Source organism: Fictibacillus arsenicus (genome assembly GCF_001642935.1).
Taxonomy (GTDB): Bacteria; Bacillota; Bacilli; order Bacillales; family Fictibacillaceae; genus Fictibacillus; species Fictibacillus arsenicus_B.
Window position 1 is genome coordinate 1,882,383 of sequence record NZ_CP016761.1, and the last position, 22,632, is coordinate 1,905,014.

General features: G+C 39.8%; 21 protein-coding genes. All 21 read left to right on the forward strand.

What is annotated here, in order from left to right; genetic code table 11:
* The first annotated feature begins 3 nt into the window (after window positions 1-3).
* Complete coding sequence (locus ABE41_RS09845) at window positions 4-447, forward strand: DUF6115 domain-containing protein (RefSeq protein WP_066289494.1); 444 nt, start codon at window positions 4-6, stop codon at window positions 445-447.
* A gap of 158 nt (window positions 448-605) precedes the next feature.
* Window positions 606-1,331: a 30S ribosomal protein S2 gene (gene rpsB / locus ABE41_RS09850; protein WP_066294767.1), complete on the forward strand. Its 726-nt coding sequence runs from the start codon at window positions 606-608 to the stop codon at window positions 1,329-1,331.
* Between the two features lie 96 nt (window positions 1,332-1,427).
* Entirely contained in the window at window positions 1,428-2,306 is an 879-nt protein-coding gene (gene tsf / locus ABE41_RS09855; protein ID WP_066289501.1) for a translation elongation factor Ts, read from the forward strand.
* 336 nt (window positions 2,307-2,642) lie between these two features.
* Window positions 2,643-3,368 (forward strand): UMP kinase, encoded by a 726-nt coding sequence (gene pyrH, locus ABE41_RS09860; RefSeq protein ID WP_066240860.1) that lies wholly within the window; start codon window positions 2,643-2,645, stop codon window positions 3,366-3,368.
* A complete protein-coding gene (gene frr, locus ABE41_RS09865; protein WP_066289503.1) occupies window positions 3,369-3,926 on the forward strand; it encodes a ribosome recycling factor in 558 nt (185 codons plus the stop codon). It begins immediately after the preceding gene.
* A 200-nt stretch (window positions 3,927-4,126) separates the two neighbouring features.
* Window positions 4,127-4,882 (forward strand): undecaprenyl pyrophosphate synthase, encoded by a 756-nt coding sequence (locus ABE41_RS09870; RefSeq protein ID WP_066289505.1) that lies wholly within the window; start codon window positions 4,127-4,129, stop codon window positions 4,880-4,882.
* Window positions 4,883-4,895: 13 nt separating this feature from the next.
* Window positions 4,896-5,684, forward strand: a complete 789-nt coding sequence (locus tag ABE41_RS09875; RefSeq protein ID WP_066289508.1) for a phosphatidate cytidylyltransferase — start codon at window positions 4,896-4,898, stop codon at window positions 5,682-5,684.
* 16 nt (window positions 5,685-5,700) lie between these two features.
* Window positions 5,701-6,858 carry a 1-deoxy-D-xylulose-5-phosphate reductoisomerase gene (gene dxr / locus ABE41_RS09880; RefSeq protein ID WP_066289515.1) on the forward strand — a complete coding sequence of 386 codons (1,158 nt, stop codon included), beginning with the start codon at window positions 5,701-5,703 and terminating at the stop codon, window positions 6,856-6,858.
* Window positions 6,859-6,863: 5 nt separating this feature from the next.
* Entirely contained in the window at window positions 6,864-8,126 is a 1,263-nt protein-coding gene (gene rseP / locus ABE41_RS09885) for an RIP metalloprotease RseP (RefSeq protein ID WP_066289517.1), read from the forward strand.
* A 27-nt stretch (window positions 8,127-8,153) separates the two neighbouring features.
* Window positions 8,154-9,860 (forward strand): proline--tRNA ligase, encoded by a 1,707-nt coding sequence (locus ABE41_RS09890; protein ID WP_066289519.1) that lies wholly within the window; start codon window positions 8,154-8,156, stop codon window positions 9,858-9,860.
* A gap of 291 nt (window positions 9,861-10,151) precedes the next feature.
* Window positions 10,152-14,453, forward strand: coding sequence for a PolC-type DNA polymerase III (locus ABE41_RS09895; RefSeq protein WP_066289521.1), 4,302 nt, complete (start codon window positions 10,152-10,154; stop codon window positions 14,451-14,453).
* Between the two features lie 155 nt (window positions 14,454-14,608).
* Entirely contained in the window at window positions 14,609-15,079 is a 471-nt protein-coding gene (gene rimP, locus ABE41_RS09900) for a ribosome maturation factor RimP (protein WP_066289524.1), read from the forward strand.
* Window positions 15,080-15,098: 19 nt separating this feature from the next.
* A complete protein-coding gene (gene nusA / locus ABE41_RS09905; RefSeq protein ID WP_066289525.1) occupies window positions 15,099-16,205 on the forward strand; it encodes a transcription termination factor NusA in 1,107 nt (368 codons plus the stop codon).
* A gap of 20 nt (window positions 16,206-16,225) precedes the next feature.
* On the forward strand, window positions 16,226-16,492 hold the full coding sequence (gene rnpM, locus ABE41_RS09910; RefSeq protein WP_066289528.1) for an RNase P modulator RnpM: 267 nt from the start codon (window positions 16,226-16,228) through the stop codon (window positions 16,490-16,492).
* Entirely contained in the window at window positions 16,489-16,794 is a 306-nt protein-coding gene (locus ABE41_RS09915; protein WP_066289530.1) for a YlxQ family RNA-binding protein, read from the forward strand. Before rnpM ends, ABE41_RS09915 begins: the two co-directional genes overlap by 4 nt.
* Before the next feature lie 15 nt (window positions 16,795-16,809).
* The gene (gene infB, locus ABE41_RS09920; RefSeq protein WP_066289533.1) at window positions 16,810-19,104 is read left to right on the forward strand and encodes a translation initiation factor IF-2; all 2,295 of its coding nucleotides are present in this window, start codon (window positions 16,810-16,812) and stop codon (window positions 19,102-19,104) included.
* Complete coding sequence (locus tag ABE41_RS09925) at window positions 19,101-19,379, forward strand: DUF503 domain-containing protein (RefSeq protein WP_066289535.1); 279 nt, start codon at window positions 19,101-19,103, stop codon at window positions 19,377-19,379. Before infB ends, ABE41_RS09925 begins: the two co-directional genes overlap by 4 nt.
* A gap of 31 nt (window positions 19,380-19,410) precedes the next feature.
* Complete coding sequence (gene rbfA, locus ABE41_RS09930; protein WP_066289536.1) at window positions 19,411-19,797, forward strand: 30S ribosome-binding factor RbfA; 387 nt, start codon at window positions 19,411-19,413, stop codon at window positions 19,795-19,797.
* A gap of 376 nt (window positions 19,798-20,173) precedes the next feature.
* Window positions 20,174-21,085, forward strand: coding sequence for a tRNA pseudouridine(55) synthase TruB (gene truB / locus ABE41_RS09940; RefSeq protein WP_066289540.1), 912 nt, complete (start codon window positions 20,174-20,176; stop codon window positions 21,083-21,085).
* A gap of 24 nt (window positions 21,086-21,109) precedes the next feature.
* Window positions 21,110-22,051, forward strand: coding sequence for a riboflavin biosynthesis protein RibF (gene ribF, locus ABE41_RS09945; protein ID WP_066289542.1), 942 nt, complete (start codon window positions 21,110-21,112; stop codon window positions 22,049-22,051).
* Between the two features lie 139 nt (window positions 22,052-22,190).
* Window positions 22,191-22,460, forward strand: a complete 270-nt coding sequence (gene rpsO, locus ABE41_RS09950; protein WP_066240919.1) for a 30S ribosomal protein S15 — start codon at window positions 22,191-22,193, stop codon at window positions 22,458-22,460.
* Window positions 22,461-22,632: the final 172 nt, after the last annotated feature.

Sequence of the window (22,632 nt, forward strand, 5' to 3'; positions counted from 1 at the left end):
GCTGTGAACGGTATTATCTTTATTAGTCTGTTATTAAATGTTGTCTGTATTTATTTTATATATTTACTTTGGAAAAAGATTGTTGAGAATCATAAAAGTACTGAATCAACAGATCATATTGAAGAGCTGCTGGAGCTTTTTTCACAGGAGATGAGATACGAGAATGAGCGGCTGCACAAACTTATCTCTGATTTCAGCAAAAATGAGCAGGATAGATATAAAATTCATGAAAAACCAGTTGAAACAGGAATTGAAGCGATAAACAGTTTTGAATTAAATGAAGAAAATAATGAAGAAGATGATGAAGTACATATTGAATCAGAAACAAAACCTGATACACATAAGGTGATTATTTTATCAAAGCAAGGTTATAATGCTGAACAAATAGCTAAAATGCTGAATAGAGGAAAAGGTGAAATTGAGCTGCTTTTAAAATTTTATGCTTAACATGCCAAAATGACTTGCAGAAATTACACGAAATATGTTATATTATTTCTCGGTGTTAATCACACACGTTTGCGGATTTGAACAATGTGGTGCTGCTAGAAATGCAGTTATTGTTCAAAGGTGAAACAAACGGAGGAAAAAACCTAGGAGGTGCCATTATGGCAGTAATTTCAATGAAACAATTGTTAGAAGCTGGTGTACACTTTGGTCATCAGACTCGCCGTTGGAATCCGAAAATGTCTCGTTACATTTTCACAGAAAGAAACGGTATCTACATTATCGATCTTCAAAAGACGGTAAAGAAAGTAGAAGAATGCTACAATGTTATGCGTAACATCGCAGCAGACGGCGGAAAGATTCTTTTCGTTGGTACTAAAAAGCAAGCTCAAGATTCAGTAAAAGAAGAAGCTGAACGTTCTGACATGTACTACATCAACCAGCGCTGGTTGGGTGGAACATTAACAAACTTCGGTACGATCCGCAAGCGTATCAACCGTTTAAAGGATCTTGAAAAAATGCAGGAAGACGGTACTTTCGATGTTCTTCCTAAGAAAGAAGTAATCCTTCTTAAAAAAGAAATGGAACGTCTTGAAAAGTTCCTAGGCGGAATTAAAGAAATGAACAAGCTTCCTGATGCATTATTCGTAGTTGACCCTCGTAAAGAGCGTATTGCGATTGCTGAAGCTCGTAAATTAAACATTCCGATCATCGCTATTGTTGATACTAACTGTGACCCGGATGAAGTAGATCACGTTATCCCTGGTAACGACGATGCTATCCGTGCAGTTAAACTTCTAACTGGAAAAATGGCTGATGCTATCATCGAAGCTAACCAAGGCGGAGAAGAAACAGCAGAAGCAGCTGAAGAAGAAACAACTGCTTAATTAACTAAATGGAATGCTCAAGGGTGGTAGAGGGGATGACCCTTTATCACCTTTTTTATGTAAAGTTATTACATATTACACAAGGAGGCAAAACACATGGCTATTACAGCTCAAATGGTTAAAGAATTGCGTGAAAAAACTGGCGCAGGTATGATGGATTGTAAAAAAGCACTAACTGAAACAGACGGAAACATGGAGGCAGCAATCGACTACCTTCGTGAAAAAGGGATCGCGAAAGCTGCTAAAAAAGCTGACCGTATCGCTGCTGAAGGTTTAACTTCAGTAATCGTTGACGGTAACAAAGCAGTTATCCTTGAAGTGAACTCTGAAACAGATTTCGTTGCGAAAAACGAAAACTTCAAAAACTTAATCGCTGAACTAGGTAACCACTTGTTGGCTACTGAGCCTGCTTCTGTTGAAGATGCATTGGCTTCTGAGTTTAACGGAACTACAGTTAATGATTATATCAACGCTGCAATTGCGAAAATTGGAGAAAAACTTACACTCCGTCGCTTCGAAATCTTGAAAAAAGACGAGAATGCTGCATTCGGTGCATACCTTCACATGGGTGGACGCATTGGAGTACTTTCAGTTGTTGAAGGCACTACGGAAGAGGAAGTTGCTAAAGATGTGTCTATGCACGTAGCAGCAGTAAACCCTAAGTATATCTCTCGTGACGAAGTTAGTGAAGAAGAAGTAGCACGCGAGCGTAAAGTGTTAACTGAACAAGCACTTAACGAAGGCAAGCCTGAAAACATCGTTGCTAAAATGGTTGAAGGACGTCTTGGAAAATACTTCGAAGATATTTGCTTAAACGACCAGTCTTTCATTAAAGATCCAGACCAAAAAGTAGGTAAATATGTAGCTTCCAAAGGTGCTACTGTTAAAGCCTTCGTACGTTTTGAAGTTGGAGAAGGTCTTGAAAAGCGTGAAGACAACTTCGCTGAAGAAGTAATGTCTCAAGTGAAAAAGTAAGCACAATGATTAAAAAGAGGGGAGCACGTTGTGTTCCTCTTTTTTTACAGAAATAACCTTGGATAATTAAGGTTTTATCTATTCTAAAGAGATTTGTTGCTTTTAATCATTACTTTAAAAGACTTCATTTATTGGTTGATTGAAGTGTAAGGTGCGAGACTCCTGCGGGACGAGCGGTCAGGTGAGACACTTTAAGGCGCAAAGCGGCAAGTGGCTCACCGTACGCCCCGCGGAAAGCGAGCGCCTGAAACGGAAATCAACCACTTTCAAAAGCAACAAAGAGTACGAAAATTACAGCCTTAATTAAATACATTTTTTTAGGTGATGGAGGGACAAATGACTACTTCAAAATATAAACGAGTTGTCTTGAAACTTAGCGGAGAAGCGCTAGCTGGTGAACAAACATCTGGAATCGATCCAAAAATTGTTCAATCCATAGCTGAGCAAGTGAAAGAAATTGTAGAATTAGATGTAGAAGTTGCTGTTGTTGTAGGCGGTGGAAACCTATGGCGCGGTAAAACAGGCAGCGAGATGGGTATGGATCGTGCGTCTGCAGATTACATGGGCATGCTTGCTACTGTGATGAATTCATTGGCTCTTCAAGACAGTCTTGAAAATATCGGGGTTCAAACAAGAGTACAAACATCTATTGAAATGCGACAGGTTGCAGAACCTTATATCAGAAGAAAAGCCATTCGTCACCTTGAAAAAAAGCGAGTAGTTATTTTTGCTGCAGGAACGGGTAATCCTTATTTCTCTACAGATACTACAGCAGCACTTAGAGCGGCTGAGATCGAAGCGGAAGTTATTTTGATGGCTAAGAATAATGTTGATGGTGTTTATTCAGCTGATCCAAAACTGGATGAAAATGCGGTTAAATATACAACGTTATCATATCTTGACCTGTTAAAAGACGGATTAGCCGTGATGGATACAACAGCTTCTTCTTTATGTATGGACAATGATATTCCTTTAGTTGTCTTCTCGATCATGGAAGAAGGAAATATTAAGCGTGCTGTCGCAGGTGAAAAAATTGGAACGGTTATAAGGGGGAAAAACTAAATGGCTAAAGAAGTTTTAACTCAAGCTGAAGAAAAGATGCAAAAAGCAATCGGAGCACTAAGACGTGAATACTCTACTCTTCGTGCAGGAAGAGCAAATCCTTCATTATTAGACAGAGTGCAGGTTGATTATTATGGAACACCAACTCCAATCAATCAATTAGCGGGTGTAACTACTCCAGAAGCAAGACTTTTAGTTATCCAGCCTTATGATAAAACGGCAATGGGTGATATCGAAAAGGCGATTTTGAAGTCTGATCTAGGTCTTACTCCTTCAAACGATGGTCAAGTGATTCGTATCGCTATTCCGGCGCTTACTGAAGAAAGAAGAAAAGAATTAGTTAAATTAGTTAAGAAATTTGCAGAAGAAGCAAAAGTGGCACTCCGCAATATTCGCCGTGATGCGAACGATGATTTGAAGAAGCTTGAAAAAGAAGCTGAAATCACTGAAGATGAACTTCGCCGCTACAACGATGACGTTCAAAAGCTTACTGACAAGTTTACGGCTGAGGTTGACTCTGTAAGTTCAAATAAAGAAAAAGAAATCATGGAAGTATAAAGCTTTTCCATGTACAATTAAATAAAAAAAGCCCTCTATAAAGGGGGCTTTTTTATTAGACAATATCAACGCTGCCGCAGGAACTACGGATTCCTGGCTAATTGTTGATTTCAGCAATAAAAGAGATCCTGACCGGCTGAATGCATTATTATAATAGCCGCTGGTTTCTTTATGAAGTCTGGAAAGATGGAGGCTTATACATGCTTGACAAGCTTTTCTTTAGAAAAAAAAGTCATGAACAGAAATGGGATCTTGACGATAATATTCCATCACATGTAGCAATAATTATGGATGGAAATGGCCGCTGGGCTAGAAAAAGAGCATTGCCGCGGATCGCAGGCCATCATGAAGGCATGAAAACCGTCAGGAAAATAGTAAAAGAAGCGAATAGAATCGGAATAAAAGTTCTTACTCTATATGCTTTTTCAACCGAGAACTGGAAAAGACCTCGTGAGGAAGTTGACTTCCTTATGAAGCTTCCCGGTGAATTTCTGAACACGTTTTTGCCAGATTTGATTAAAGAGAATGTCCAAGTGAGAATAATGGGTAAAAAAGAACTGCTGCCAATACATACTGTAAAGGCAGTCGATCAAGCAATCAGCCAAACCGAAAATAATACAGGGCTGATTTTGAACTTTGCTTTAAATTATGGAAGCAGAGATGAAATCACCGCTGCCGTCAAAGCGATAGGGACGGATATTAAAAATGGAACGCTTGATCCCTCTCAAATTAATGAATCTACTATTGAAAATCATCTAATGACACAAGGGCTTAGTGATCCGGATCTTCTAATCCGTACGAGCGGTGAAGTACGCTTAAGCAATTTTATGCTTTGGCAGCTGGCTTATTCAGAATTCTGGTTTACTGAGGTTTATTGGCCTGATTTTTCAGAAGATCATTTACGAGAAGCTGTGTCACAGTTTGCCCAGCGGGGCAGAAGATTTGGCGGGGTTTGATTAAGGAGGACTTATGAAACAACGGATTATTACAGGTGTAATCGCAGCCGTTTTATTTATTGGGATTACCCTTTACGGCAGCTGGCCATTTTCATTATTAATCCTTTTACTTGCAGGAATCGGTATGTACGAACTGCTTCGGATGAAGAGAATGGAACAGACATTTATCGGGTTGGTCGGCTATTTATTGACTATCTTAATTGCTTTGCCCGAACAATGGATGAAAGTGATTGACCCCTTTACTAAAACAGATGCAATTATACTTGCAGTACTATTACTATTAGTTGTAACGGTCGTCCATAAGAATAAAACGGAATATAATGATATTTCATTCGTTTTGTTCAGTTCACTTTATGTAGGATTTGGATTCTTCTATTTAGTTGAAACTAGAATATTAGAAAATGGTGTTCAGCTTTTATTCTTTGTTTTATTTATGATTTGGGCAACCGATTCTGGTGCTTATTTCGTTGGAAAATCTATGGGGAAAAGAAAGCTGTGGCCTATTATCTCACCAAACAAAACGATAGAAGGGGCAGTTGGCGGTATATTCTTCAGTATTTTAGTTGCAGTAATCTACTATGCTGCAAGTTTTGTTGATCTGTCACTTTTACCGATACTTATTATTTCTGTGTTAGTTGGAGTCTTTGGTCAGATTGGAGACTTGGCTGAATCTGCGTTTAAAAGAATTTATGATGTGAAAGATTCAGGCAGCCTTCTGCCAGGACATGGGGGAATCTTGGACAGACTGGACAGTGCGTTGTTTGTATTCCCTTTGCTGCACGTACTCCACTTGTTCGGATAAAACGAAGGGGGATCATATGAAGTTTGTAAGTTTATTAGGTGCAACAGGATCAATCGGTAAACAGACTCTTGATGTTATTGCATCCCATCCAGAACAATTTCGATTAAGTTCGATGTCAGTCGGTAAAAATATTGATGCAGCAGAAGAGATCATCCGGGAATTCAAACCTGAAATATGTGCCGTACAGAACGAATCTGATGCCCAGGTACTCAGGTCGCAAGTTGAAACGTCTACAAAGATTGTTTCTGGGATGGAAGGACTTATAGAAGCGGCGGTTTCTACTGAATCATCTGTAGTCGTTAACTCTGTTATAGGCAGTGTCGGATTACTTCCCACATTAAAAGCCATCGAGGCAAATAAGACGATAGCTTTAGCGAATAAGGAGACGCTCGTTACTGCTGGACATCTTGTAATGGAAAAAGCTAAAAAGCACAATGTTGACATTTTGCCTGTAGACTCAGAACATTCAGCTATTTACCAGTGTCTAAACGGTGAAGATAGAAATCGCGTGGAAAAACTGATCTTAACGGCATCTGGCGGGAGTTTTAGAGATAGGACGCGTGATGAGTTGAAAAACGTTACCGTCAAAGACGCTTTGAATCATCCTAACTGGTCGATGGGAGCAAAGATTACCATTGATTCAGCGACAATGATGAACAAAGGGCTGGAAGTAATTGAAGCTCATTGGCTATTTTCATTTGATTATTCGAAAATAGACGTCATTTTACATAAGGAAAGTATCATACACTCTATGGTAGAGTTTGTTGATACAAGCGTAATTGCACATCTTGGACAACCTGATATGCGTGTGCCGATCCAGTATGCTCTTACACACCCTGAAAGACTTGAATTAGTAAATGGGAAAAGGTTAAACTTATGGGAAGCCGGCAAGCTCCATTTTCAGAAGATGGATTATGACCGTTTCAGATGCTTGAAATTAGCATTTGAAGCAGGAAACATTGGCGGCTTAATGCCAACTGTATTAAATGCTGCAAATGAAAAAGCAGTGGAATTATTTTTAGATGGAAAAATATCATTCCTCGACATTGAGGAAATGATTGAACGTGCTATGCTGCAGGCTGAAAATATGAACCAGCCTGAATTGGATGCTATACAAGAAACGGATAAAAGGACTCGGTATTTTGTTGAGTCACTACTAAACAAAGGCAGGTAATGGAAATGAACACTGTGATAGCCATTATCATCATTTTAGGGGCTTTAATATTCTTTCATGAACTAGGACATCTTTTGCTGGCAAAAAGAGCTGGTATTTTGTGCCGGGAATTTGCAATAGGATTTGGCCCGAAAGTGTTTGCCTTTAAAAAAGGGGAAACAGTTTATACGATTCGTCTATTGCCTCTTGGAGGATTTGTACGAATGGCTGGTGAAGACCCTGAAGGCATCGAATTGAAGGCAGGTCACAGAGTTGGTTTAATTTTTAACAATGCAAATGTAGTAGAAAAGATCATTGTTAATCACCGTGAAAAATATCCGGTGCAAAAAACGATTACGATTGAAAAAGCAGATCTAGAGCGTGAATTATACTTAACAGGATTTGAGAACGAAGAGTCCGGAACGGCTACTTATAAGGTTAAAGAAGATGCCCTGTTTGTAGCAGATCATCAAGAAATGCAGATTGCTCCTTATAATCGTCAATTTGGTTCTAAAACAATTATGCAAAGAACGCTTGCGATCTTTGCAGGTCCTGCGATGAACTTCTTGCTTGCGTTCATTATTCTTGTTGCATTTTCCCTCATACAGGGTATTCCTACGAATGAATCAAGACTTGGAACACTTCAGGAGGGCGCTGCTGCAGATAAATCAGGGTTAGTTGAGGGAGACAAAATTGTAGCCATCCAAGGTGAAAAAATGGATGACTGGAAAGAACTTGTTTCTGTTATTCAGCAAAATCCTGGAGAAAAATTGATGTTCACGATTAATCGTGGAGGAGAAGAAAAAGTTGTTCCGGTAACTTTAGGTTCTAGAAAGGGACCTGATAACAAGAATGAAGGATTTATTGGAGCACACCCATTTACTGAATCTTCATTTGTGGGATCACTTGAATATGGTGCTAAACAAACATGGTTTATGACTACGGCGATCTTTACCGGGATCGGACAGCTTGTTACCGGTCAGCATGGTATTGATCAACTTTCTGGACCGCTTGGTATTTATGAGTATACGGATCAAGCAGCAAAAGCCGGTGTGTATATGCTGCTGCAATGGGCTGCCATATTAAGTATCAACTTGGGTATTTTTAACCTTCTGCCTTTGCCGGCATTGGACGGAGGAAGACTTCTGTTCTTAGGTGTTGAAGCACTTAGAGGGAAGCCGATCGATCCTCAAAAAGAAGGATTGGTCCACTTTATCGGATTTGCTTTCTTAATGCTGTTGATGCTTGTAGTAACATGGAATGATATACAAAAAATATTTCTTAGTTAATTTGGGATTTTTTGAGGAGTAGAGAATATGAGACAAAGCCAGTTGTTTATGCCGACACTAAGAGAAGTGCCAGCAGATGCAGATGTAAAGAGTCATCAGCTGCTTTTGAGAGCAGGGTTTATCAGACAAAATGCAGCAGGAATCTATTCATTCTTGCCTCTGGGGAAAAAAGTACTTCATAAAATAGAAAACATTGTACGTGAGGAAATGAACCGTGCCGGTTCTCAGGAAATGATGATGCCTGCGCTTCAGCTAGCAGAGCTATGGCACGAAAGCGGCAGATGGTACAGCTACGGACCAGAACTGATGAGATTGAAAGATCGCCACGATCGGGATTTTGCGCTTGGAGCTACTCATGAAGAAGTAATTACAAGCATTATTCGTGACGAGGTTAAATCATATAAAAAGCTTCCATTGAATCTATATCAGATTCAAACTAAATTCAGAGACGAAAAACGTCCTCGTTTTGGACTGCTGCGCGGCCGTGAGTTTATCATGAAAGATGCTTATTCTTTCCATGATAAACAAGAAAGCTTGGATGAAACTTATGAAACGATGAAAGACGCTTATTCTGCTATTTTCAGCCGCTGCGGCTTAAACTTCCGTGCCGTTTTGGCAGACTCAGGTGCCATCGGCGGCAAAGATAATCATGAATTCATGGTTTTATCTGAAATTGGTGAAGATTTAATTGCCTATTCTACTGAGTCAGATTTTGCTGCTAACATTGAAATGGCTCCTGTAGTATTAAAGGAAGAAGCTTCTTCGGAAAGTCCGTTAGAACTTGAAAAAGTAGAAACACAGACTGCCAAGAATATAGATGATGTTTCAGTATTCTTAAATGTCCCTGCTTCAAAGATCATTAAATCCCTGCTGTATATGGCAGATGGGGAACCTGTACTTGTCTTGGTACGCGGTGATCATGAAGTAAATGAGATTAAATTGAAAAATGAATTATCAGCTTCTGAAATAGTGATGGCAAGTGAAGAAGACGCGGTCAAGTGGCTTAATACTAAACCAGGTTCAATCGGCCCAGTTTCAGTTTCAGACGTGAAAGTAATTGCCGATCAAGCTGTTCCTCTGATGGCTAATGCTGTATGCGGTGCTAATGAAGAAGGCTATCATTTCGTGAATGTCAATGCAGACAGAGACTTTAAGATCGATCAAACAGCAGACCTTCGCTTTGTAGTTGAAGGAGACCTTTCTCCAGATGGAAAAGGTACGATTATTTTTGCAAAAGGTATTGAAGTAGGTCATGTATTCAAACTCGGAAAAGTTTATAGTGAACCTATGAAAGCACAATACTTAGACGAAAACGGAAAGAATCAGATTATGTCAATGGGCTGCTATGGTATCGGAGTATCCAGAACATTAGCTGCTGTGGCAGAAGAAAATAACGATGAAAATGGCTTAATTTGGCCGTTATCGTTAACACCATTCGAAGTTCACTTAATTGCAGTCAACAGCAAAAATGCTGAACAGTCTGCTCTTTCTGATGAATTGTATGAACAGCTGAAAAGTGAAGGGTACGATTGTTTATATGATGATCGTCCTGAACGTGCCGGTGTTAAATTTACCGACAGTGATTTAATTGGTTTACCTATTCGTGTTATGGTAGGCAAGAAGGCCGGCGAAGGTATCGTTGAAGTGAAAATCCGCAAGAGCGGTGAATCCTATGAAGTCCCTGTATCAGAACTTAAGAGTGTCTTAAAACGTGAATGGGATAAACTTGTTTGATAAAATCTAGGTGCCTCTTTTTATGAGGTGCCTTTACTATTTAAAAATGAAGGCTGTTTTTGCAAACTTTGTTGGTATTAGAAAGTGTTGATTTCCGCTCCAGGATGCTCGCTTTCCGCGGGGCGTGCGGTGAGCCTCCTCGGCGCTTTGCGCCATTAGGAGTCTCACCTGTCCCGCTGATCCCGCAGGAGTCTCGCACCTTGCGCTCCAATCAACTTGTCAATGAAGCACTTAAAAAACATCTTTTAAAAAGCAGCCTATTGAAATAAACCCCTTAAAAAGGAGGTTCTTATGAGCGGTAATGATCAGCAAATCAGGCAAGAACGTCTGTCGCTTCTTTTAGAACAACTTGGAATTCCTGATGAGATGAAAACTGGCTTTTCAGGTGGAACGATTGAAAAACTAACCATTGATAAAGTAAATAGAAGCTGGCATTTTTTAATAGGAATAAAACGTCCTTTATCGTCTGAAAGTTATGCATGGTTCAGTTCGAGTTTACGGCAAACATTTGAACATATTGCAAAAGTTTCTTTTTCCATAAAATGTGCAGAAAGCTTCCAGTCTGAAGAATTGCTTGCTTATTGGCCTTTGTGCAAAGAACAGCTCTTAAATACAGCAGGTCCGAGTCTTGGAAGTATGCTTTCAACACAAGAGCCTTCAGCGGAAGGTAATTTTTTATGTCTAACTGTAAGAAATGATGCAGAAGCGGCACTTGTACAACGAAAATTATCTCCAATCATAAAAGATATGTACCAGCAGTTTGGATTTCATTCTGTACTTTTAAAAACCGAAATTAATCACTCTGAAGAAGATTATCAGAGGTTTATTGAACAAAAGAAACAAGAAGACGAACATAAAATTATGGAAGCTCTTGTAGAAAAAGAAAAAGCGGCTAAAAGAGCCGATGCGCCAGCTGCCAGAACTGACATTATGATCGGCTATTCGATCAAGGATGAACCAGTTCCGATTCAGACAATACAAGATGAAGAACGAAGGATCACGATTCAGGGATACGTTTTTCATTCTGAAACAAGAGAACTTCGCAGCGGAAGAACATTATTAACTTTTAAAATCACAGATTACACAGATTCTCTGCTTATTAAGATTTTCTCACGTGATAAAGAAGATATTCCGATTCTGCAGGGCATTCAAAAGGGAATGTGGCTGAAGGTTCGCGGAGGCATTCAAAATGATACGTTTGTCCGAGATCTGGTAATGATCGCAAACGATATTAATGAGATAAAACCTGAAACAAGAAAAGATCTAGCTGAAGAAGATAAAAAGCGTGTAGAACTACATTTGCATACACCGATGAGTCAAATGGATGCAGTCTCCTCAGTGTCAGCGCTGGTTGGGCAAGCTAAGAAGTGGGGGCATCCGGCGATTGCCATTACTGACCATGCAGGTGTACAGTCTTTCCCTGAAGCATATAGTGCAGGGAAGAAAAACGGAATTAAAATATTGTACGGGCTCGAAGCGAATCTAGTAGATGATGGAGTACCGATTGCTTATAATGAAGCTCCTAGAAAGCTGTCTGAAGAAACATATGTCGTTTTTGACGTGGAAACAACGGGTCTTTCAGCCGTTTATAATAAAATCATAGAACTTGCAGCAGTTAAGATTAGAGGCGGAGAGATCGTTGACAGATTTGAGGCTTTCGCCAATCCGCATGAATCTCTGTCACAAACTACTATTGAATTAACAGGTATTACCGATGACATGGTGGAGAATGCTCCTGAGATCGAAGAAGTTCTTCGTGATTTTCATGCATTTATGGGTGACGACATTCTTGTTGCGCATAATGCGAGCTTCGATATGGGGTTCTTGAATGAAGGTTTGCGAAAGATCGGTTTAGGAGAAGCAAAGAACCCTGTTATTGATACACTGGAACTTGCGAGATTCTTGCTGCCTCAGTTAAAGAATCATAGATTGAACACACTCTGTAAAAGGTTCGATATTGAACTGACACAGCATCACCGTGCCATCTATGATGCGGAAGCAACTGGCTATCTATTATGGAAGCTTCTTAAAGAAACCTTTGAAAAAGAGATCTTTTATCATGACAGGCTGAACGATAATATGGGACAAGGTGGTTTTCAGCGTTCACGTCCTTTTCATTGCACGCTTCTTGCTGCTACTCAAGAGGGTTTGAAGAACTTATATAAACTAGTTTCAGAGTCTCATCTATCGTATTTCTACAGAACACCGCGTATACCCCGTTCCCGTTTAAGCAAGCTTCGGGAAGGGATCTTAGTAGGTTCCGCATGTGATAAAGGGGAAGTTTTTGAGGGCATGATGCAAAAACCGATAGAGGAAGTAGAAAAGATTGCTTCTTTTTATGATTACTTAGAAATTCAGCCGCCAAGCAATTATTATCATCTGATCGAAAGAGAGCTTGTATCTGATGAGATGAACCTGAGAGAGATCCTCTCAAATATCGTACAGCTCGGTGAGAAATTAGATAAGCCGGTGGTTGCTACAGGCAATGTGCATTATTTAAATCCAGAAGATGCGATATACAGGAAAATCTTAATATCATCTCAAGGCGGAGCCAACCCGCTGAACAGACAGACACTTCCTGAAGTTCACTTTAGAACGACAGATGAAATGCTGAATTTGTTTTCCTTTTTGGGTGTGGAGACTGCAGAAAAAGTAGTGTGTCACAACACAAGACAGATAGCAGATTCAGTAGATGAAATCAAACCGATTCCAGATGACCTATATACTCCGAAGATTGAAGGAGCAGATGAAGAAGTCCGGTCAATGAGTTATAACCGTGCGAGAAGCATCTACGGAGAAAACCTCCCTGAACTAGTAGAGAAGAGGCTCGAAAAAGAACTTACAAGCATCATCGGTCATGGCTTTGCGGTTATCTACTTAATCTCGCATAAACTTGTTAAAAAGTCTTTGATTGACGGATATCTTGTAGGATCACGTGGATCAGTAGGATCTTCATTTGTTGCCACTATGACTGAAATTACAGAAGTTAATCCTCTGCCGCCGCACTATGTTTGCCCAAGCTGCAAAGAGTCGCATTTCTTTAACGATGGATCAGTCGGTTCAGGGTTCGACCTGCCAGATAAAGAATGTCCGAAATGTAATGTTCTATATATTAAAGACGGACAAGACATTCCCTTTGAAACATTCCTTGGTTTTAAGGGGGATAAAGTACCTGATATCGACTTGAACTTCTCAGGAGAATATCAGCCGAGAGCACATAATTATACGAAAGAGCTTTTCGGTGTAGATTATGTATATCGTGCAGGTACGATTGGAACTGTTGCGGAAAAAACAGCATATGGCTATGTAAAAGGCTATGCAAGTGACAATAACCTCACAATCCGATCGGCAGAAGTAGATCGTTTAGTGTCAGGATGCACTGGTGTAAAAAGAACCACTGGACAGCATCCGGGCGGAATAATTGTAGTGCCTGACTATATGGATATATATGATTTTTGTCCAGTCCAGTTCCCGGCGGATGATAGTTCATCTGAATGGAAAACAACACATTTTGATTTTCATTCTATCCATGATAACTTGCTTAAGCTTGATATATTAGGACACGATGATCCGACGGTAATCCGCATGCTTCAAGATTTGAGCGGAATTGATCCTAAAACAATTCCTGCTTCCGACCCGGAAGTTATGAAGATCTTCTCTGGCCCAGAAGTGCTGGGGGTAACCGACGAACAGATCATGTGCAAAACAGGAACGCTGGGAATACCTGAATTTGGTACTAAGTTTGTAAGACAGATGTTAGAGGAAACAAAACCAAGCACTTTCTCAGAACTCGTACAGATCTCCGGATTGTCACATGGTACAGACGTTTGGCTGAATAATGCAAACGAACTTATCGCAAATGGCACATGTGTCTTAAAAGATGTGATCGGCTGCCGTGATGATATCATGGTCTACCTTATCTATAAAGGACTTGAGCCTTCACTTGCTTTTAAAATTATGGAGAGTGTCCGTAAAGGTAAAGGTCTTCCTGATGATTGGATTGAAGAAATGAAAAACAACGATGTACCTGACTGGTATATCGGTTCATGTCTGAAGATCAAATACATGTTCCCGAAAGCCCATGCTGCAGCATACGTATTAATGGCTGTCCGGATCGCATATTTTAAAGTGCATTATCCAATCTGGTTCTATGCAGCATACTTTACGGTAAGAGCTGACGACTTTGACGTTGAATCCATGATTCGCGGTTCAAAAGCTCTTCGTGCCAAAATTGAAGAGATCTCGGCTAAAGGTCTGGATGCTTCAACGAAAGAAAAGAACCTGCAAACTGTCCTTGAACTCGCACTTGAGATGTGCGAAAGAGGTCTTTCATTCCAAAAGATAGACTTATATCGTTCAAGTGCTACTGATTTTCTAGTAGAAGGGGATACACTAATTCCGCCTTTCAATTCCATCGCTGGACTTGGAACAAACGCTGCTCTAAATATTGTAAAGGCAAGAGAAGATGGGGAGTTTCTTTCAAAAGAGGATCTTCAGCAGCGTGCAAAATTATCGAAGACCATTATTGAGTATTTAGATGACCAGGGATGTCTGGAAGGACTGCCCGATGCAAACCAGCTTTCTCTCTTCTAACACAAGGGTTTAAGCAGGAAGAAAGTTGCAGTATTTTATTGGTTATGGTATAGTATTTTTGGAAATACTGTTGAATGAATAACTGTCGGCGAAAGAGTGGGGCTCCCCACTCTTTCGTTACGTTTTAAGGTCATTCAGCCAGAAGGAGGGCAGCAATGAGTCAGAAGATTACAGAGCTCACGACTGAGCTTGTAACCCCAATCGTTGAAAAACTAGGACTTGAACTTGTTGACGTTGAATTTGTTAAAGAGGGTAAAAACTGGTTCCTCCGTGTTTATATCGACTCAACCGGCGGTGTTGATATCGAAGAATGCGGAACTGTCAGTGAACAGTTAAGTGAAAAGTTAGATGAACTTGATCCGATTGAACAGCCCTACTTTTTAGAAGTATCTTCTCCAGGAGTGGAAAGACCGCTTAAAAAGCCAGAAGATGTTAAAAATGCAATTGGCAAAAATGTAAACATAAAACTTTATGAGCCTATTAATGGTGAAAAAGTATATGAAGGACTTTTAAAAGACTTTGACGGTGAAACGCTGTTTATGGAGATTAAAGTAAAAACCCAAGTCAAGAAGGTAGAGCTGCCATATAAAAAAGTGGCAAACGCCCGTCTTGCGGTTGTTTTTTAATGAAGAGGGGAGTAAAAAAATGAGTACCGAGCTTTTGGATGCACTTACATTATTGGAAAAAGAAAAAGGGATCAGCAAAGAAGTAATAATTGAAGCGATTGAAGCAGCCCTTATTTCAGCGTATAAACGCAATTTTCATCAAGCGCAAAATGTTCGTGTGGATTTTAACAGAGATACAGGCAGTATCCGTGTATTTTCTAGAAAAAACGTGGTTGCTGAGGTTGAAGACGATCGTCAAGAGATTTCAGTTGCTGAAGCACAAGCAATCAACCCTGGTTATGAGATAGATGATATTGTAGAAGAGGAAGTAACACCAAAGGATTTTGGACGTATTGCCGCTCAAACTGCTAAACAAGTTGTTACACAGCGTGTACGTGAAGCAGAACGCGGAATCATTTTCTCTGAGTTTATCGATCGTGAAGAAGATATTATTACAGGTATCGTACAGCGTCAGGACCATCGGTATATGTATGTAAGTCTTGGCCGTGTTGAAGCATTATTGCCTGCAGCTGAGCAGATGCCAGGTGAATCACACACTACGAATGACCGCATTAAAGTATATATCACTAAAGTTGAGAAAACGACAAAAGGACCTCAAATTTTAGTTTCACGTACTCACCCTGGACTTTTAAAACGATTGTTCGAACTTGAAGTGCCTGAGATTTATGATGGTACAGTTGAGATTAAATCAATTGCACGTGAAGCGGGAGACCGTTCTAAAATTGCTGTTCATGCAGCCGATCCTGAAGTTGACCCTGTAGGTTCTTGTGTAGGGCAAAAAGGTGCACGTGTGCAAACGATCGTTAAAGAACTTAACGGCGAGAAGATTGATATTGTTCGCTGGAGTGAAGATCCTGTCGTTTACGTTGCAAACTCTTTAAGTCCTGCAAAAGTTCTAGAAGTACAAGTGAACGAAGAAGATAAGATGACTACGGTTATCGTACCTGATTATCAGTTGTCACTGGCGATTGGCAAACGTGGTCAGAATGCACGTCTTGCTGCAAAATTAACAGGTTGGAAGATTGATATTAAAAGTGAATCAGAAGCTGTAGAATCAGGTGTCTATGACTCTAAGAATTCAACTAATGATTCTTCCTATAACGATTCTGTCGAGGATGAAGAGTAAGAGAAGACGAGGTGGAGACAATGAAAACCCGCAAAATTCCAATGAGAAAATGCGTAGCCTGCCAAGAAATGAAGGCGAAAAAAGAATTAACACGTATTGTCCGCTCACCTGAAGGGGAAGTCTCTGTCGACTCAACCGGAAAAAAATCCGGAAGAGGAGCTTATCTTTGCCATGAACTTGTTTGTGTTGAACAAGCAAAAAAGAAAAAGATCCTAGAGACACACTTGAAGTCGAAAATTCCGGCTGATTTATACGAACAGCTTGAAAAAGGAAGTCATACATCTTGAAAACAAGCCGGTGGGAAAACTTTCTTGGAATAGCGGCTCGGGCCGGAAAAGTAATATCTGGTGAAGAGCTTGTAGTAAAAAGCATACAAAAACAGAACGCAAAAATTGTTTTATTATCAAAAGATGCTTCTGAGAACACGAAGAAAAAGGTAACAGATAAGTGTCTTTTCTATAAAGTCGATTATTTTTGGATAGAAGATCGAAATGTTTTAGGCAAAGCAATTGGAAAAGAACAGCGAGTTGTAGTTGCTGTAAATGATCAAGGATTTTCAAAGCGTTTAAAGGAACTTCTTGATCACTAACACGGGGGTGAACATATGAGTAAAATACGCGTATACGAATATGCGAAACAGAAAAATGTTCAAAGTAAAGACATAATCGAAAAGCTTAAAACAATGGATGTCCATGTGGCGAATCATATGTCTATGATCGATCAGGCTGCTTTAACAAAGCTAGATGAAGCTTATAATTCAAAAGCACAAAAAGATCAGCCTGCAAAACCAAAAAATCAGAATCAACTCCCTAAAACAGATAAGAATAGAAACAACTCTGGTAACGACACCAAATCTAATAAAAAGGAAGTTCAAAAAGAGAGTAATATGAAAATTAAAAAAGAGACCGATAATCGTAACTCATCACAATCAAAAAGCCCGCAAACTCAAGGGGCGAAGCCAGGTAATTCAAATAGCCAGAATGCTGCAAAGAATAACAATTCTAAAAACAGCAACAACAGAAACCAGAATAACAACAATAGAAATAACAATAACCGAAACAATAACAACAAGAACCAGAACAGAAATAAACAAAACAGAGGCGGAGGCAGCCAGCAGCAAGCTCCTCAAAAGAAGGTTCTTGAGACTCCAAGCAAAATCACTTTTACTGATACTCTTCAAGTAGGTGAACTTGCGAAAAAATTAAATAAAGATACTTCTGAAATCATCAAAAAGCTAATGGGTCTTGGTATTATGGCAACGATCAATCAAGAGCTTGATAAAGAAGCGATTGAACTAATCGCCGCTGATTATGATGTTGAAGTGGAAGAAGAAATTATCGTTGATGAAACGGAATTCGAAAATTATGAAGTCGTTGACGATGAAAAAGATATGCAAGTACGTCCGCCGGTTGTAACAATCATGGGGCACGTTGACCATGGTAAAACAACGCTTCTTGATGCTATCCGAAACACGAAAGTAACTGCAGGAGAAGCTGGTGGTATTACTCAGCACATCGGTGCATACCAAATCACAAACAACGGAAAACAAATTACATTCCTTGATACACCAGGACATGCTGCGTTTACAACTATGCGTGCACGCGGTGCTCAAGTAACGGATATTACAATTCTTGTTGTAGCTGCTGATGATGGTGTAATGCCGCAGACTGTTGAAGCGATCAACCATGCAAAAGCCGCTGAAGTACCGATTATCGTTGCTGTAAACAAAATGGATAAAGAAGCTGCTAACCCAGACCGAGTTATGCAGGAACTTACTGAACATGGACTAGTTTCTGAAGCATGGGGCGGAGATACAATCTTCGTTAACGTTTCAGCTATTAAAGGTGACGGAATTGATGACCTTCTTGAAATGATCAACCTTGTTTCAGAAGTAGAAGAATTAAAAGCAAATCCTAACCGAACTGCTGCCGGAACTGTAATTGAAGCACAGCTTGATAAAGGCCGTGGTTCTGTTGCAACGCTTCTAGTGCAGTCAGGTACATTAAATGTTGGAGATCCAATCGTAGTTGGACATACGTACGGACGTGTTCGTGCGATGGTAAATGATCTTGGCCGCCGTGTTAAGTCTGTTGGACCTTCAACTCCTGTTGAAATTACAGGATTGAATGATGTTCCACAAGCTGGAGACCCATTCATGGTATTTGCTGATGAGAAAAAAGCTCGCCAAGTTGGAGAATCCCGTTTCAAGAAACAACAGGATGCTCAGCGTAAAGAATCTTCTAAACTTAACCTTGATGACCTCTTTAATCAGATTAAAGAAGGTGAGATTAAAGATATCAATGTCATCATTAAAGGTGATGTTCAAGGTTCTGTAGAAGCACTTGCTGGTTCTCTTCAAAAGATCGATGTTGAAGGTGTTAAGGTTAAAATCATTCACTCAGGTGTTGGAGCGATCAACGAGTATGATATCATGCTTGCATCTGCTTCAAATGCAATCGTAATCGGTTTTAACGTTCGTCCGGATGCAGGTGCTAAACGTACTGCTGACGCTGAGAAGGTTGATGTTCGTCTTCACCGTATCATCTACAACGTTATTGAAGAAATCGAATCGGCGATGAAAGGTATGCTCGACCCTGAATTCGAAGAAAAAGTTATCGGTCAGGTTGAAGTCAGAACAACTTTTAAAGTATCAAAAGTTGGTACGATCGCTGGCTGTTATGTTACAGAAGGTAAAATTACAAGAGATTCCACAGTACGTTTAATCCGTGATGGTGTTGTTTCTTACGAGGGCAAGATTGATGCACTTAAACGATTCAAAGATGATGCCAAAGAAGTTTCTGCTGGATACGAATGTGGTATTACTCTTGAAAAGTTCAATGATATTAAAGAAGGCGACATCATTGAAGCTTATATTATGGAAGAAATTAAAGTAAAATGATCGGATTATTAACGGTTGAGTTTTTCATATATGAAGCACAGTCGTTAAAAGATAAGCGTTCGGTTGTTCAAAAAGCGGTTAACAGACTTCGGCAGCGCTTAAACCTTGCTGTATCTGAAACTGGATTCCAGGATTTATGGCAGCGTGCAGAGATAAGTATGGTAACCGTTTCTTCGGACAAAATAATAGCAGAAAAAGAATTGCAAAGAGCACTTGCAATGATTACATCTATTACCGAATTGGAAGTAACCAATTCTAAAGTGGAGTGGCTATAAAGCAAGTGGCAAGAAACGGGGTGTATAAATTATGGGCACAATCCGTTCCAACCGTGTTGGGGAACAGATGAAAAAAGAGCTTACTGATATTATTGGCCGGAAACTGAAAGACCCCCGCGTTGGTTTTGTAACTGTTACGGCGGTTGATGTAACTGGTGACCTGCAGCAAGCGACTGTATACGTTTCTGTTTTTGGCGACAGTGAACAAAAAGAACAGACTTTGCGCAGTCTTGCTAAAGCTACTGGTTTTATCAGGACTGAAATTGGAAAACGTATACGCATGCGTAAAACACCGGACATCTTCTTTAAATTTGATGAATCCTTAAATTATGGAAGCAAGATCGAAAGTCTTTTATCTGAGATTAAACGAGATGACGAAGACAGCGAAGAAGAAAACGAAGATTATCCGAAACCATAATAGCAAATGGATAGGCAATTAAATAAATTGTCTATCCATTTTTTGCTTAAAATACATCCATGGCTCTTTTCTAAGATTTTTTTTGAAAAACTCTTCGTCGACAAAAGTTGATTGTAGTGGAAGGTGAGAGACTCCTGCGAGAGCAGCGTGCCAGCTACCTGAGTTTACTTCTCGCAAGGCATGCGACGAGGAAGCTTGCTGCGGCAGGATTTTCTAATTACGCAGGAGCAACACTAAATATCTTTCACCGTGGGCACCGCACGCCCCGCGGAAAGCGAGCATCCTGGAACGGAAATCAACCACTTCACATATCAACAGAGTTTGCGAACAGCCCAAATTATTTAACTTATGCAGGTATGTAAAAGGAGAAATTGATATGACTGTTAGGCAAGGAATTTTAGCACTGAAAAAACCTGCCGGAATGACATCACATGACTGTGTAGGAAAAATACGCAGAATCTTTTCAACTAAAAAAGTGGGACACACCGGAACTCTGGATCCGGAAGTTACAGGTGTGCTGCCTATCTGTATTGGAAGAGCAACAAAAATTGCTGAGTATATGTCTGATTACGGCAAAGAATATATCGGTGAAGTTACGCTCGGCTATTCGACAGAGACAGAAGATGCACATGGCGACAAAGTAATGGAAAGACAAGTAGAGGAAGATATAGACTTTGGAAAAATAAAAGAGATTTTACGGTCTCTTACAGGCGAGATTGAACAAGTTCCTCCCATGTACTCGGCTGTTAAGGTTAACGGTAAAAAACTTTATGAATACGCAAGGCAGGGAATTCAAATTGAAAGACCAAAACGGAAAGTGACCATATATGAGCTTGAACTGCTGAACAAAGAGGATACTTTAAGAAAAGAAAGTCCTGTATTTTCATATAGAGTAAAATGTTCTAAAGGGACTTATGTCCGTACCCTCGCTGTTGCTATCGGTGAAAAGCTAGGTTATCCCGCTCATATGTCATCTCTGATAAGAACAGCCTCAGGTCCATTTACTTTAAGCGATTGTGTCACATTTGAAGAGCTGGAAAACACAGAGTCACCTTTGGATAATTTCTTATTTCCACTAGAGAGAGGGATCTCGCATTTTCCAAAATGGACTGTTGATGAGGAGACTGAGGCACAAGTAAGAAATGGATCAGTGCTGCCTAAACCAAAAGAGTTGGAACAAAGTCCGTTTGGTGTTTATAATGAAGAAGGAAAATGTCTAGCCATATATCAGCTGCATCCTTCTAAACCTGGTTTGATTAAACCAGCGAAAGTGTTAGCCATTGAATAACGAAACAGGTTAGTAGGTGAGTTTTTGGAAACGATCGTCATTAATCATCCTCATCATTATGAAAAAGAAAGTCTCCCGCCATTAATCTTGGCATTAGGCTACTTCGACGGAATTCACATCGGACATCAGCGTGTGATAAATACTGCTATTGAACTTGCAGAAAGAAATGGAGCAATTCCAGCTGTTATGAGTTTTCATCCGCATCCTTCTGTTGTCTTGGGAAAAGCGGATGAAACTTGGACATATATCACACCGCTTGAAGAAAAGAAAAAGATGTTAGAAAGTATGGGAGTTAAACGTTTTTATCTTGTGAAATTCGATCTTGATTTTGCTTCACTCTCTACAAAAGATTTTGTTGACCAGTATATTGTCGGTTTAAATGTAAAACATGTTGTAACAGGTTTTGATTTTACATACGGCAAGTATGGAAAAGGAAATGTGGAAACACTGGTTCATGAAGCTGACGGCAAATTTGGTCAAACTGTAATTGAGAAGATTGAAGAAAAGGGCCAGAAAATAAGTTCTACCCTTATTCGCCAATGCCTCAGAGAAGGACTGGTCGAGAGCATTGTTCATTATCTCGGCAGAAGATATAAACTCAATGGTACTGTCATACATGGAGACAAACGCGGACGTACAATAGGTTTTCCTACAGCAAATCTTGACACAGATGTCTATACCCTTCCAAAAACAGGGGTTTACGCCGTAGAAGTTAGTGTTGACGGAGAAAAGTTCAATGCAATGGCAAATGTGGGCTATAAGCCAACTTTTAAAGATAATCAAAAAATGCCTTCTTTAGAAGTTCATATCTTTAATTTTCAAAAAGAGATCTATGGTAGAACGATTAGTGTTACTTGGCTGAAAAGAATCAGGGATGAAAAGAAATTCAATTCTATCGATGAATTGATCGAACAGCTAAAAACAGATAAGAACGAGACATTATCAATCATACAGTCAATGTGTTAAAAAAACTTGCATTTATTTCTTAAACAGGCTATGCTAATACATGTACATTTTTAATGTACAAAATAACCGTTGCTTGGCAAGTCGAGTCACCGACGCTTGCTCGGTAATAGGTGTTTCTAATATTAAGGAGGTGAAAAGGATGGCTATTACTCAAGAGCGTAAAAACGAACTAATCAGCGAGTATAAGGTACATGATACGGACACTGGATCTCCAGAAGTTCAAATCGCTATCCTTACTGAACAAATTAATGAGTTGAATGATCACTTGCGTACACACAAGAAAGATCACCACTCACGTCGTGGTCTATTAAAAATGGTTGGTAAGCGCCGTAACTTGTTAACGTACCTACGTAACAAGGACATCACGCGTTACCGCGAATTGATCGGAAGACTAGGATTACGTCGTTAATCCAACAAAAGCGGGATTTAATCCCGCTTTTTTTATTGCAAGCAATACGATATCGGACATATCAGAAATATTTTATTCAGGGTGCTAAATTCTTTACAGTTTTTCTTTTTAGGAAGGACTACGTTAGGATATAATAGAACCATAAAATACTAGGATTTTTTAAGTGTTGAGA